We start from the raw sequence: 13,567 nt of genomic DNA on the forward strand, positions 1-13,567 counted from the left end.
GATTCACCCCTTGTTTACTGTTTCGCGTTTCAGGTGCTTTAATCCTTCTCTCACACTTAATGGTGCTAACTGTTCCGATTCAATAAATGCCTTTACAGAAACAGGGTTTGTTTTAGAATACTCTCTCAATGCCCAACCAATCGCCTTTTGAATAAAAAACTCTTTTTCGGTTCGGTTCAAGAGAATCACTTGGTACAAAAGTTCTTCATTCGTGTGCTGTTTATATTTCAATTGATGTAAAATGGCCGTTCTTCTCAGCCACATGTTATCATGAATTTTCCACTTATCTACCGCCTTTTCAGTTAGCACAGGCTTTCCACGGAGAAAAGGACCAATAATGTTGGAAGCCAGCGTGTCCACACTGTCCCACCATGCATTTGTCTTAATTAACTCTTCAAGCAAAGGCAAATGCTCCTCTTTAAGCCATTGAGGCCTCCTTACTAGGAGAGACAACACCGCATAGTGGTACTCCCTCTCAGGAAGAGCCCAGGCTTCTTTGATAAACGTCAAAGGTAAGTCTGACTCCTTCAATATGCCTGATCGGTCGTAAAACTTTCGTAATAATATTTTTCGTTGAGGAGTCTTAATTCCAAGAAAGGAAAAATGATGCCTCATATATTTCTCCATTGATTTTGCCTGATCAACGTCTCGGTTTTTAGAAAAAATATCGACAAGTATATCTGTACACATCACTGGTACCCCTATTCTTTTTCAAGTTATATGCAAAATAACAAGTACTTTAGATAGTATATTCCCATTGACTTACTAAAACTTTCATACTATATTTTAAGAATGCGAATCATTAAACTAGATCAAAAGTAAGGGACAGGAGGAAGGAAGAGATGGCAAAATTATTAATTACTGATGACGCCGCTTTCATGAGAATGACGCTTAAGAAAATGGTAACAGATGCCGGCTACGAAGTGGTTGGTGAAGCAGAGAACGGTCAGCAAGCTGTAGACCTATATAGTGAACACCGTCCCGATTTAGTAACAATGGACATCACCATGCCTGAAATGAATGGAATTGATGCACTCGATAAAATCAAGTCATTAGACCCAAAAGCCAAGGTGGTTATGTGTTCGGCCATGGGTCAGCAAAACATGGTTGTAGATGCCATTCAAAAAGGGGCGATTGATTTTATTGTGAAACCCTTTGATGAAAACCGAATTAAAGAAGCACTGGAAAAAGCTTTAAGTAGATAAAAGAGCAAAAGGTAGCACCTGCATGATACGGTGCTACCTTTTTCATTCCTTATTTTCCGTTTCTATTAAACGTCTAAATCCCATTTTTGTACGGTTATAGCTGCCGGTTGTGAGCTGCGTATCGTGATTGATTGGTCAGACGGATCAGGGAAGTATCGCGAAGTGAATACTTCTTCGCCCCCATTAATAAAAATTTCAAGAGAAGACGAGTCCATAAAGATCTGTACATCATGCAATTGCTCCACATAGCACTGACGCCGCTCCATTAGTCTTGTTTTAATATGTTTTCTTTCTAGAGTCATGATCCGCTCCTGTTTATTATAGATCAGGCGCGCATCCCCTCGAAACGTCCATTCAAATAGCTCTCCAACAGTCGATAAATTTTCGAATAACAGTTCTACCGTAGTGCCGGCTATTCCGTCTAATTGAGTCGTTCTGGCATGAATCTCTTTTTGTTCGAAGCGAACCGGCGTGTGTCGAAGCTGCTTTAACTCTTCCACTGGTTTTTGTAAGAGTCGCCCGTTACTTAAATGAAGCTCTCTTGGAATCGTTAAACAATGAACCCATTGGTTCTCGATCGTCGGATGGTCTTCCTCATCTTGCTCTGGAACACCCATCCAACCAACAATAATCCTTCTACCTCGGTCGTCTACCGTTGTTTGAGGAGCATAAAACTCGAATCCACGATCAAGTTCAGTAAACTCTCCGTGATGAAAAACAGGATCATTTAAATTCGCTTCCCCAATAAAATAGCCTGCTTGATATTTATTGTGGTAGACCATTCCTTCAGGTTCCAACCCTTGTGGCGATACAATTAAGATATCTTTACCCTCAAGAGAAAACATGTCCGGACATTCCCACATGTAACCAAATGAATCCACTTGACCAATCCCCGCTCCAGCTAGTGGACCTGTAAATGTCCACGTCTGGAAATCCTCCGATTGATACAACAGAGCCCGTCCTTGTTCATCCTCGGTCTGAGCGCCAATGATCATATACCATCGACCATTTTCCTGCCATACTTTCGGATCGCGAAAATGAGCGGTATATCCTTCCGGAAGTTCATCAACAACCGGACCTTTCTTATCAAAGTGCACACCATCATCTGAAGTAGCCACACATTGATAAGACTGACGGTTTCCTTTTTCATCTTTCACGTTCCCAGTGTACATCAACGTCAATTGCCCATTTACGTCTACCGCACTTCCCGAATAGCAACCATTCTTTTCAAACCACTCACTAGGAGCCAGTGCGATCGGTTCCTCTGTCCAATTCACCATGTCTGTAGATGAATAGTGCCCCCAGAATTTTGCTCCATGAGAAGCGGCAAAGGGATTCCATTGATAAAACATGTGATATGTGCCATTCCATTGGATCCAACCGTTCGGGTCGTTTAGCAGTCCCACTGGCGGCATTAAATGAAAAGACTGCCTGTAAGGATCTGCCATGACTTGCTGTTGATGTCTCTTTACTTCTGCATAAGCGCGATTATGCAGTTCCTGTTCTTTTTCGGTCATGAGATTGCGAGCTCCTTTATATTCATTTATGACTGATTCAACGTTGTCTTCACTTTATCTAGCGTTGGCAAAGCGGTCATAGCGCCTTTTGTAGAAGCGGCTAGTCCACCCGATACCGATGCGAAACGAGCCATCTCCGCTACCTTTTCAGACGAAAGATCTTGAATAGAGTGGTTATATAAATGAAGCTGGTAGAGCATCCCAGAAACAAAAGCATCGCCTGCTCCTGTCGTATCTACAGCATCAACTTTCATTGCGTCTACTTTCACTGGAGATTGCCCATTGATAAAGATGTAACTTCCTTCTGATCCAAGAGTAATGAGAATGAGTGGAATTTGGAAATCCTTAAGGAGTTCCACACCTTTTTCTATGTCTTTCTCCCCTGTGATAAACTCAAGCTCTTCTTCAGAAATTTTCAGTACGTCCGCTTCTCCTAACATACTTCGGATTTCGGTTCTCGCCTGTTCTTCAGATGTCCAAAGTCCGAGACGAAGGTTAGGGTCGTAAGAGACGATCAATCCATTTTCCCGAGCTAACCTTACCGCTTTTTTCGTGGCGGACTTAGCCGGCTCACTGATGAGACTAATGGACCCGAAATGAAGAAGGTTATGAGATTGAAAAAGGTCATCAGATACCTCTTCTTCTGTTAAAAAACGGTCTGCGCTTGGATCAATATAGAATTCAAAGCTGCGCTCACCGCCGTCGCCTAGTGTAACGAATACAACGCCGGTACGAGTATCTTTTGTAAAGTACATGGTCGATGTGTCTACCCCATACTCGTTTAACGTGTCCTCCATAAAGCGACCTAAAACGTCATCTCCCACTTTCCCTAAAAAAGTCGATTTTGCCCCAAGTCGTGCTAACCCTACCGCAACATTCGCTGGCGCACCTCCTGGGCTCTTCTGGAATGTTTCATTGTTATCATCTAAAGGGATAAAATCAATCAGCGCTTCCCCTAAGCAAATAATTCCTTTTTGCATCACTATTCCTCCTAATATGTATGTTGCTGAATCTTTTACATAGTCATGTTGACTCTATTATACTTATCCACTGAAGATAGGACAATGTCATAAGCTGAATTCTGTATCTGATCAGATTCTGCAGTTTTATTATTATTTGGATTATAGCGCGTTTCTTCATGGAAAGCTCGCCTTACAATGCATTTAAGGACCGCCAGTTAATTCGAGAATATATTGGCTCTTTTATTGACACCTAACTGCTAGTAAACCAATAAGATTTTAGTCTTGTTGATTTCCTGTTACAATAGGGCTTAACTGAATAACTCTTCTTAAAGAGGATGAAAGGATAAATAACATGCCTAAAATATATATTCTCCATGAAAATGATGAGTGGACAAAGCCTTTGCTTGCAGCCCTCAAAGAGTTAAATGTTCCCCATGAAGACTGGCATCTGCATGAAGGCACTGTGCCACTAGATGAAAAGCCACCAGAAGGCATCTTCTACAATCGGATGAGTGCCTCTTCTCATTCAAGAGGACACCGATACGCACCTGAACTAACTGATGCAGTCATTAACTGGTTGGAATCGTATGACAGAAAAGTGTTTAATAATCTTAGAGCACTTCAGTTAGAAGTAAGTAAAGTAGCTCAATATGAAGCATTGAAACAGTTTGACATTCCTGTTCCAACTACCACTGCTGTAGTGGGTGAGAACCCGTTAATTCAAGCTGCCGAAAATTTTCAGACACCGTTTATTACGAAACATAATCGGGCGGGTAAAGGACTCGGTGTGCAGCGATTCGACCATGCGGACGCCTTAAAAAATACTGTCTTTAATGAACAATTAGAACCTTCAGTAGATGGAATTATGCTTCTTCAACAGTACATTTCTTCTCCTGACAACTCGATTACTCGATGTGAATTTATAGGCGGGAAATTTTTGTACGCCGTGCGTGTGGATACGTCAGACGGATTTGAGTTATGCCCTGCCGAAGCGTGTGAAATCGGTGACCAATTCTGTCCAACTGATAGATCTTCACCTGTGAATAACACGCGGCCTAAGTTTGAAATTATTGATGACTTTTCAAGCCCTCTTATTGAAAAATACGAAAAATTCTTAGCAGCAAACGGAATTACCTTTGCTGGCATTGAACAAATTACTGATAGCCAAGGCCGAACATACACATATGATGTTAATACCAATACAAACTATAACCCACAAGCGGAAGAAAAAGCCGGTATTCACGGGATGAAAGAAGTAGCAAAGTTTCTTAAAGGACAATTAGAGACGATTCAAGTATAATTTACCGAATAACCTTAAAGTTCGAAGATCCTTATCAGTATCTTTCTAGGATAATCATAGTAAGATCCCGTTCCACTACTTCGTTACCAGCACAGTTCTGTAGCTGTCTGCGTAACAAGATAAAGGAACAAGCGACTAACATTTATTTTCAGGATTAACACATGATTTAAAAGGAGGCCCAAGCTCATGAAACCTATTGATCGACAATTTGTTCAGGAAAATTTAACCGAACTGGCCGGCGAATCTCTTTATATTCATTTGGAAACGACAAATGGTGCCTACGCCTCTCATAAAGATCAATCATTCTTTTCTGCCGGGACATTCATTAGAAATGTTCAACTCACATTTCTACACGGGAAGATTACTGGGAAAGGTCCATATCGAATGGGATTAGAAACGGAACAAGGATGGCTTTACGCTGAAGGGTTAACTGATTGGGAGAAAGACGAGGAAGATAGGCTCCTTTTTGCAGGTCACGATGCAGAAGGCAAATTAGCCATCGCCTTGGAATTAAGCAAGAAACCGTTCCCTAAATAAAGCTAAAATCATTAAACGACTAATTCTATTCGACAATGTTCATCGTGTCAGGTTCCATATGACTTCGCTGAACCACGCCCTTTTATAACGTGGAAGAAGATTGGATTCTTTCATTTTAATTTCAGTGAGGCTATTGCCAAATGATTAAGAAGTAAAAGCTAATTTAAATTTTATAATAAAGGAAGTGATTGAATGGAAGAGCATGTACTGGTGATTTTCCCCCATCCTGACGATGAAGCCTTTGGTGTAGCAGGAACAATTCTTTCTCATACGCAAGCAGGTACGCCCGTCACTTATGCTTGCTTGACTTTAGGAGAGATGGGCCGAAATATGGGTCGCCCTCTTATCGCCAACCGAGAAACACTACCTGAAATTCGAAAAAACGAATTAAACGAAGCTTGTCGTCTTCTCGGAATTGAAGATTTAAGACGCTTCGGCATGCGAGATAAAACGGTTGAATTTGCAGATGAGGATGCGTTGCAAAGCCGTATTTTCGATATGATCGAGGAAGTAAACCCATCTTTAATTATTACATTTTATCCTGGATACGCCGTCCACCCAGACCATGATGCTACCGGTGCAGCAGTAATTCAAGCAGTCCGCCGCCTTCCAGAAGGTGAGCGTCCAACAGTACATGCCTTGGCCTTTTCTGAAGGTTGTGAGCAGGTATTAGGTGAACCCGATATTGTTTATGATGTCTCTGAATATTCCGATCAAAAGATGAAAGTGATTGAAGCTCACAAATCACAAACAGCAGGGGTCATTGAGACGATGAAAAAACGCTTTCTAGAAGAAGATGAAACAATGAAAGAACGAATGTCCACGGAACGATTCTGGACCTATCCTATCTAATAATAAGAACTTCGCCAGCTGAGATTATTGGCACACACTTAAAACACCGTACTGCTGATCAATCAGCAGTACGGTGTTTTTTATCCGTTTTATTCTTCTCCATCTTATCGTACTTGTAAGGAAGTGACTCCCCGCTCTTCGCATCTAACATAAGTTTCACTTTTTCAGGTGATGAAACGAAGAAGCGGAAGGTACGATGTTTATTGGGGAAACGAACCGTTATCTCTATTAATTGACCGTCAAACTCATGTCGAACTACTTGCTCAGTGTCGAGAACCGTTTTTATCTTCTTCCACAATGGAACAAACACAACAAATCGGTCGGTTAATACTAGATAGCCCTTTCGTTCAGAGGAGCGCTTCACGGCATGCACAATCAAGCTACTTTGTTCGTTTACCATTTTTTCAGCTTTTCGTATCGCTATTTGTCTCGTTAAAACATCGTAACCAACCGTTAAAAGTGCAGCAATCACTATACTTATCACACTATACATGATGTTACTTTCCCACATGATAATTGGAGTCAAAACGGCAAATATAAGAATTGACAATACGTAGCGGGAGTATCTACCTGAAAACGGACTTGAGTGTCTTACCATGACCGAACACCTCCTTAAATAGTAGTAAATCAGGCTGAATTAAACACAGTTGTTTACTTCAGCAAAGTTTTTTAATTTCCTAGAGGCTACTAAGGCTGCTTTGATGAGACCGGAGCTCACCTCCTAATACAGATAACCTCATAATTTAATTTATTCCTTAGAAGTAATGAGTGATCAGCTCAGCCATGTGAATGGAGTTTAATGAATAATATACCATAATTTATGAAAAAAATTAACCAAACATGCTATAACACTAACGATTTCCTAAAAAGAAAATGCTATCGAATGTGTTAATTCAATAGCACTTCCTTATCAAAGATCAGTCTTTATATTACATTCTATCGGTTTAGTTAGGAAATCTTAAGAGATCTCCATAGATCACCTTATCAGAGTAAAATAGTTCATTTTCTCCTCTTTCAAAAGCTTCGATACAATTTTCAACCGAGAGAATATCCCCATTGGAAGCGTTAAAGCACGTTTCTTTAGTATAAATCACTTCATCGGTAATGAGGGATCCATCTCTTTGAACTGCAAAGTCATCCCTTTCTTCCGACAGGAGATCCCTGCCAAACATCACATGGTTCTCTTCAGGAAGACCTAATAAATTAATTAACGTAGGCATGACATCGATGTGACCGCCGACCGTATCGAATATCTTAGCTTCTTCTTCCATTCCTGGAATATGAATAATGACAGGGACTCGGTCTAATTTCACCGATTCATCATCAGTCACTTCGTATCCTAAATAATCGGATAAGTCTTCATAATGACTTTCGGCAATACCGTAATGATCCCCGTATAGAACGAACATTGTATTTTCATAAAGACCTGCTTCTTTCATCTCGTCAAACAGGATCCGCATCGCTTCATCTGTATAACGGACTGTTGGAAAATACCGATTAACGATATCACTCTCTGAATCATAAGGCTTGATATAATGGTCTTCAGGATCTAATTCATACGGAAAATGATTCGTAAGCGTCAGCATTGTCGCATAAAAAGGCTCAGGTATCTCTCGTATATATTCCATCGACTGCTTTACAAAATCAATATCTTTCAATCCCCATCCTACAGAGTTCTCATCAGTAATTTCGTAATCATCCAATTCATAATGATCTTTGAAGCCTAAATGAGGGTACATGACGTTTCGATTGTAGAACGTATCTACGTTTGCGTGAAAACTCGTTGTGTGATAACCCGTTTCTTTCAATGCACGAGGTAATGGCGTATATATATTTTCGTCGTGAGTATGGAACACAGCGCCTCGACCAAGTGGATAAAGGGAGTTACTCATCATAAATTCTGCGTCTGACGTTTTTCCTTGGCCTGCTTGATCATAAATATTTTCGAAATAAAAGCTGTCTTCTATGAGTTCATTTAAGAACGGTGTGATCTCTTCTCCGTTTACAGTCTCGTTAATTACAAAGCTTTCAACCGATTCGAGGGAAACCATGACCACATTCATATCCTCAGCCGCACCGGTAAATTGCGGATTAGGTTCAGCAGCATACTTATCAATATGTGCCTGGATTGTCTCCCAGTCTTCTCTGTCAGCAAAAACGGTTTGCGAGTTCGTTGTCATATGAATGAAAGCATCGTAAATATAAAAGTTGTAAACACCAAGACTTTTAATCGCATGATCCCTATTGAAGGAGTGGGTTCTATGATCGGTCGTATCAATTTGTCCGGCGAAAACAATCGTCGCTGCTACAACAGCAATGATCGCGTATTTGGACTTACTGTTCCTAAAAGGCGCTTTATTTACTGTGAAGAATTCTGGCTTTTTCACCATGATATAACCAATGATGAAAAGATCTACAAAGAAGAATACATCATACCATGTGATTAACTCGAAAACACTCGTACTTAAATCTCCCGCATTCCCGCTCATGACCAACATTGGAAGCGTGATAATATCGGAAAACTCCCGATAATAAACGGCATTTGAATAAAGCACCACCGTCAGTATTAAACTGACTATGAAATAATAAGGTCTTTGGTATTTTGCCTTTAACAGCAAACCGAGACTGAATATAACGAGTAGAAAAGCGAGAGGGTTTACTGCAAATACAATCGCTTCAAGTACTTGATTCATGGTCAACTGAAACGTAAGAGTTGAAACAATATACGTTTTTAACCAAAGGACCCCAAGACAAAACAACATAAAACGGTGTTGATATAAAAACTTCATCATCTCAGGACAATCCTTTCTTTTAATTACTGGTTCCTATCTATTTAACGGCTCGTGTTTACAGCTACATAAACAATATTTACTTAAAAAGCATAGTATTCATCATTTTTATTTACAAGCTCTTCCTTAAATATAAACTAAGTAATTTTCTATACCCTTTTTTTTACACCTTTAATCTTGTTTTTAGCACCCGTTAAATGAAACTTGGATAGGTTTTTCGTGGCTAACCTTATTATCCATATGCTAAAAAAGTTCTGTACTGTTAGTCTGCTTCGGGTCTCGAAGTTTCAATCTTAAATGAAAGCTGTTAAAATAAGGAGGATTACTGATTAGAAAGGGAGATGACCATGCAAGGATTTGAACAGAAACTTGATAAATATGCAGAACTCGCCGTGAAAATTGGCGTAAACATTCAGAAAGGGCAAACATTAGTGATTAACGCCCCTCTCAGCTCTGCCGACTTAACTCGCAGAATTGCAAAAAAAGCGTATGAAACAGGAGCCGAAAATGTTCACGTTGAATGGAACGATGATGAAATGACTCGACTACGATATGATTTAGCCCCTTTAGAATCCTTTAAAAAGTTCCCTAAGTGGAAAGCAAAAGGGTTTGAAGAAATGGCTGAAAACGGAGCAGCATTCATGACTATTAAGTCCACTGACCCTGATTTATTAAAAGGCGTAGACGGCGAAAAAATCGCCACGGCCAATAAAGCCCAAGGTCAAGCAATGGATACCTTTCGCAGTTACATACAATCTGATAAAATCAGCTGGTTGGTCATTTCTGCCCCGTCAAAAGCATGGGCAGCGAAAGTGTTCCCTGAAGCATCGGAAGAAGAGCAAGAGTCCAAGCTTTGGGAAGCTATGTTTGAAGCAGTAAGAGTTAATACTGCCGACCCTGTAGCTGAGTGGACACAGCACGATCAAAACTTACAAAACAAAGCAAAATTCTTAAATGAAAAAAATTACAAAAAGCTTCATTATACAGCGCCTGGTACCGATTTAACGATTGAACTCCCTAACAATCACGTATGGTTAGGCGGCGGAGGCCCTAGTCAAGATGGCGTCCATTTCGTTGCCAATATGCCGACAGAAGAAGTTTTTACCGCTCCTAAGGCAGACGGTGTTAATGGAACAGTTTCTAATACTAAGCCATTAAATTATGGCGGGAATGTAATTGATCAATTCACTTTGACATTTAAAGATGGAGAAGTGGTAGATTTTACAGCTAAAGAAGGCGAAGATACGTTGAAGCGCTTACTCGATACTGACGAAGGTGCACGACGCCTTGGAGAAGTTGCCCTTGTTCCCCACAGTTCCCCAATCTCTCAGTCAGGCATTCTTTTCTATAACACGTTGTATGATGAGAACGCCTCTAACCACATTGCTCTTGGTAGTGCCTATTCGACTTGTGTGAAAGACGGTGCACAAATGACCAGCGAAGAGTTGAAAAGTGTCGGTTTAAACACAAGTATCACTCATGTTGATTTCATGATTGGATCCGCCGAGATGAATATTGAAGGTGAATTAGCCGACGGAACGAAAGAACCTGTGTTCAAAAATGGAGAGTGGGCTGTATAAATAATCTTTCTTAGCTTCTGAAACCACTTTTATCCTATTATCTGAAATAATTCCGGTGCTAAGAATGAAATTTCCTGCACCGGTTTTTTCATATCTTTTTCAATACCAGTTATGCAATCGTATGTGTATGTTTATGTGTCCTCACCCCTAAAACATAGCTTTATCAAAAATTTAACAGAATAAATATTCTAAATGGCTGTTGATTTATTCACTCGAATAAATTAAGATTAATCTCGTTGTATAATTATAAATTTATATAGAGGTGAAAATCATGTCAGATAAACATATAAAACAACCATCAGCTACAGCTACATGGAAATTCCTCATCCCTTCTTTGATTGGAATTGGCTTATTTATGACCCCAATCCCTATCGATGAGGGAGTTACTATCCCTGTAGCCCTTCTCTCAGGAGCCTTAGAAGGACTTCTGATCGACGCTTTGCCTGCCATCATGACGGTGATTATTGCCTTGAGTTTTTTCGGTTCTCTTATTCATAAAGGATTCCGCCCACCGTTCATAGATAACAACCCTTTTTTCAGAAATTTATTTGATGTAACCCCGTTCTGGTTCATGGTAAGACTGATTGCGCTGATCTTTGCCGTCATGACGTTATTTCAATTAGGCCCTGAAGCCGTATATTCTGAAGATACCGGTGGTCTTCTACTAACTAGTTTACTACCATTACTGTTTACAATTTTCTTACTGGCCGGATTATTCCTTCCTCTACTGTTGAACTTCGGTTTACTTGAGTTTTTCGGGAGTTTGTTAGCAAAGGTCATGCGTCCTTTGTTCACTTTGCCAGGTCGCTCCTCCATCGATTCATTAACTTCTTGGTTAGGTGACGGAACGATTGGGGTAGTTTTAACGAACAAACAGTATGAAGAAGGTTTCTATTCAAAAAGAGAAGCTGCTGTAATCGGAACCACCTTCTCCGTTGTGTCGATTACATTTTCACTAGTAGTTATTTCTGAAGTGGGGCTTGATCATATGTTTGTTCCCTTTTATGCAACGGTCATGCTTGCTGGGATTGTAGCTGCGTTGATCATGCCTCGCATACCACCGCTGTCTCGCAAACCTCAGGAATATGCGAATGGGCAAGAAAACCAGCTAGATGAATCACTACCTGCTTCTTATTCAAAGAAGAGATTTGGTATCGTTCAGTTTGGCTTTGATAAAGCGAAACTACGAGCTGATCAAAACACCAGTGGAACAGCATTCTTTAAAGACGGTGGAAAGAATGTGCTTGATATGTGGTTAGGGGTCGCTCCTGTTGTCATGGCTTTTGGTACCACAGCATTGATTATTGCAGAAAATACGCCTGTCTTCACGTGGCTAGGTATGCCTTTCGTTCCTTTATTAGAATTAATGCAAGTTCCAGAAGCGGCAGCCGCTTCCGAGACCATTATTGTCGGTTTTGCTGACATGTTCCTTCCTGCGATCTTAGCGGGAGGCATTGAAAGTGAAATGACTAGATTTATTATTGCCTGTTTGTCTGTCAGTCAGTTGATTTACCTGTCTGAAGTGGGTGGAGTGTTGTTAGGGTCTAAAATTCCGATCAATTTCAAAGATTTATTCATCATCTTTATTGAACGTACGTTGATTACATTACCGATCATTGTTTTAGTTGCTCATTTGATCTTTTAATTCTAAGGCGGTACCTATGCAGGTACTGCCTTCTCTTTGTGATAATATATATTGAGGAGGTGATCATCATGCAAATAGACAAGCATTCTTTAAGAGAACAAACTTGGGAGAACATGATGAAGGAAAAAGTGGGAAGATTCCCTTTTCCGTTAAAGGGACGGATACCAAATTTCAAAGGCGCTGAAAAAGCAGCAGCACACGTGTTCAACATGGACGTCTATAAGCGGGCTTCCGTTATTAAAGTCAACCCCGATTCGCCCCAGCTTCCGATTCGAGCCCAGGTCATTAAAGACGGAAAAATATTACTTGTCCCCACTCCCCGATTAAAAGATGGTTTCATTCAAGTGAACCCTGAGAACGTGCCTCTAGGTGAAGAAAAAAAGGCTGCTAGTCTTAAGCACATTCTTCACTATGGAAAAGTCACACCACTTAAAGACTTACCAACCGTGGACTTGCTATTTGCCGGATCCGTTGCGGTTCATCCTGATGGAAGACGTATTGGGAAAGGCGAAGGTTATGCTGACCGGGAATACGCTATTTTACGTGAATTAGGCAATCCTCCCATGCCAGTCATAGGTACGACTCATTCGATTCAAGTTGTAAATGACGACTTTCATACTGATAATTACGACTTAACCTTGGACTATATCGTTACTGAGGAAGGGGTCATAGAGACAGGAGCGGAACACAAAAAACCTTCCGGAATCCAATGGGATCTCGTCACCAAGGAAGAACGGAAGGCGATGCCTGTATTAGATGAAATATGGGAACTGACAAGGTAGCGCCTAGCGCTACCTTACTGCAATCACTTCCACTTCCACGAGCGCTCCCTTAGGCATGCGGGAAACTTCAACTGCACTCCTTGCTGGATAGGGTTCTTGAAAGTATGAAGCATAGATATCGTTGACTTTCACAAAATCATCCATGTTTTGCATAAAGATCATCGATTTAACTACATCATTCATCTCACATCCTGCTGCGGCCAAAACGGCTTTGACGTTTTTCATCACTTGATGAGCTTGGTTTTCAAGACCGTCAACCATTTCTCCAGTCTCCGGATCCAACCCAATTTGTCCTGATGTATATACGAAATTTCCTGTTTGAATGGCTTGTGAATAAGGACCAATTGCTGATGGTGCCTCGTTTGTTTGTAAAGGTTGTTTACTCATATTCATCATCC

The 13,567-nt window shown here is 40.7% G+C and carries 13 protein-coding genes; 7 read left to right on the top strand and 6 right to left on the bottom strand.

Annotated elements, in window-relative coordinates; translation table 11 throughout:
• Positions 1-3: 3 nt before the first annotated feature.
• Entirely contained in the window at positions 4-690 is a 687-nt protein-coding gene (locus CR194_RS18520; RefSeq protein ID WP_110611836.1) for a DNA alkylation repair protein, read from the bottom strand.
• Between the two features lie 152 nt (positions 691-842).
• Between CR194_RS18520 and CR194_RS18525 the strand changes: the two genes are divergently transcribed.
• The gene (locus CR194_RS18525) at positions 843-1,205 is read left to right on the top strand and encodes a response regulator (RefSeq protein ID WP_110611838.1); all 363 of its coding nucleotides are present in this window, start codon (positions 843-845) and stop codon (positions 1,203-1,205) included.
• A gap of 65 nt (positions 1,206-1,270) precedes the next feature.
• Here the strand turns inward: CR194_RS18525 and CR194_RS18530 are convergent, their stop codons facing one another.
• Both CR194_RS18530 and CR194_RS18535 read right to left on the bottom strand, forming a co-directional pair.
• Positions 1,271-2,722 (bottom strand): glycoside hydrolase family 32 protein, encoded by a 1,452-nt coding sequence (locus tag CR194_RS18530; protein WP_110611839.1) that lies wholly within the window; start codon positions 2,720-2,722, stop codon positions 1,271-1,273.
• Between the two features lie 26 nt (positions 2,723-2,748).
• On the bottom strand, positions 2,749-3,702 hold the full coding sequence (locus CR194_RS18535; protein ID WP_199228206.1) for an aminoimidazole riboside kinase: 954 nt from the start codon (positions 3,700-3,702) through the stop codon (positions 2,749-2,751).
• 334 nt (positions 3,703-4,036) lie between these two features.
• Between CR194_RS18535 and CR194_RS18540 the strand changes: the two genes are divergently transcribed.
• The 3 genes from CR194_RS18540 to bshB2 all read left to right on the top strand — a co-directional run bounded on the left by CR194_RS18540 (position 4,037) and on the right by bshB2 (position 6,373).
• Positions 4,037-4,984, top strand: a complete 948-nt coding sequence (locus tag CR194_RS18540; RefSeq protein ID WP_110611843.1) for an ATP-grasp domain-containing protein — start codon at positions 4,037-4,039, stop codon at positions 4,982-4,984.
• Positions 4,985-5,170: 186 nt separating this feature from the next.
• Positions 5,171-5,521: a YojF family protein gene (locus CR194_RS18545; protein ID WP_110611845.1), complete on the top strand. Its 351-nt coding sequence runs from the start codon at positions 5,171-5,173 to the stop codon at positions 5,519-5,521.
• A gap of 192 nt (positions 5,522-5,713) precedes the next feature.
• A complete protein-coding gene (gene bshB2 / locus CR194_RS18550; protein WP_110611847.1) occupies positions 5,714-6,373 on the top strand; it encodes a bacillithiol biosynthesis deacetylase BshB2 in 660 nt (219 codons plus the stop codon).
• 58 nt (positions 6,374-6,431) lie between these two features.
• Here the strand turns inward: bshB2 and CR194_RS18555 are convergent, their stop codons facing one another.
• On the bottom strand, positions 6,432-6,971 hold the full coding sequence (locus CR194_RS18555) for a hypothetical protein (RefSeq protein ID WP_110611849.1): 540 nt from the start codon (positions 6,969-6,971) through the stop codon (positions 6,432-6,434).
• A gap of 346 nt (positions 6,972-7,317) precedes the next feature.
• The gene (locus CR194_RS18560; protein ID WP_110611851.1) at positions 7,318-9,165 is read right to left on the bottom strand and encodes an LTA synthase family protein; all 1,848 of its coding nucleotides are present in this window, start codon (positions 9,163-9,165) and stop codon (positions 7,318-7,320) included.
• 344 nt (positions 9,166-9,509) lie between these two features.
• Between CR194_RS18560 and CR194_RS18565 the strand changes: the two genes are divergently transcribed.
• The 3 genes from CR194_RS18565 (at position 9,510) to CR194_RS18575 (ending at position 13,169) form a co-directional block, all read left to right on the top strand.
• On the top strand, positions 9,510-10,742 hold the full coding sequence (locus CR194_RS18565) for an aminopeptidase (RefSeq protein ID WP_110611853.1): 1,233 nt from the start codon (positions 9,510-9,512) through the stop codon (positions 10,740-10,742).
• 271 nt (positions 10,743-11,013) lie between these two features.
• Positions 11,014-12,387 carry a YjiH family protein gene (locus tag CR194_RS18570; RefSeq protein ID WP_110611854.1) on the top strand — a complete coding sequence of 458 codons (1,374 nt, stop codon included), beginning with the start codon at positions 11,014-11,016 and terminating at the stop codon, positions 12,385-12,387.
• Between the two features lie 68 nt (positions 12,388-12,455).
• Positions 12,456-13,169, top strand: a complete 714-nt coding sequence (locus tag CR194_RS18575) for a 5-formyltetrahydrofolate cyclo-ligase (protein ID WP_110611857.1) — start codon at positions 12,456-12,458, stop codon at positions 13,167-13,169.
• 9 nt (positions 13,170-13,178) lie between these two features.
• On the opposite strand, the gene CR194_RS18580 is transcribed toward CR194_RS18575, so the two are convergent.
• Positions 13,179-13,556 (bottom strand): RidA family protein, encoded by a 378-nt coding sequence (locus CR194_RS18580; RefSeq protein WP_110611859.1) that lies wholly within the window; start codon positions 13,554-13,556, stop codon positions 13,179-13,181.
• Positions 13,557-13,567 lie beyond the last annotated feature (11 nt).

This window comes from Salipaludibacillus keqinensis, from assembly GCF_003226325.1.
GTDB lineage: Bacteria > Bacillota > Bacilli > Bacillales > Salisediminibacteriaceae > Salipaludibacillus > Salipaludibacillus keqinensis.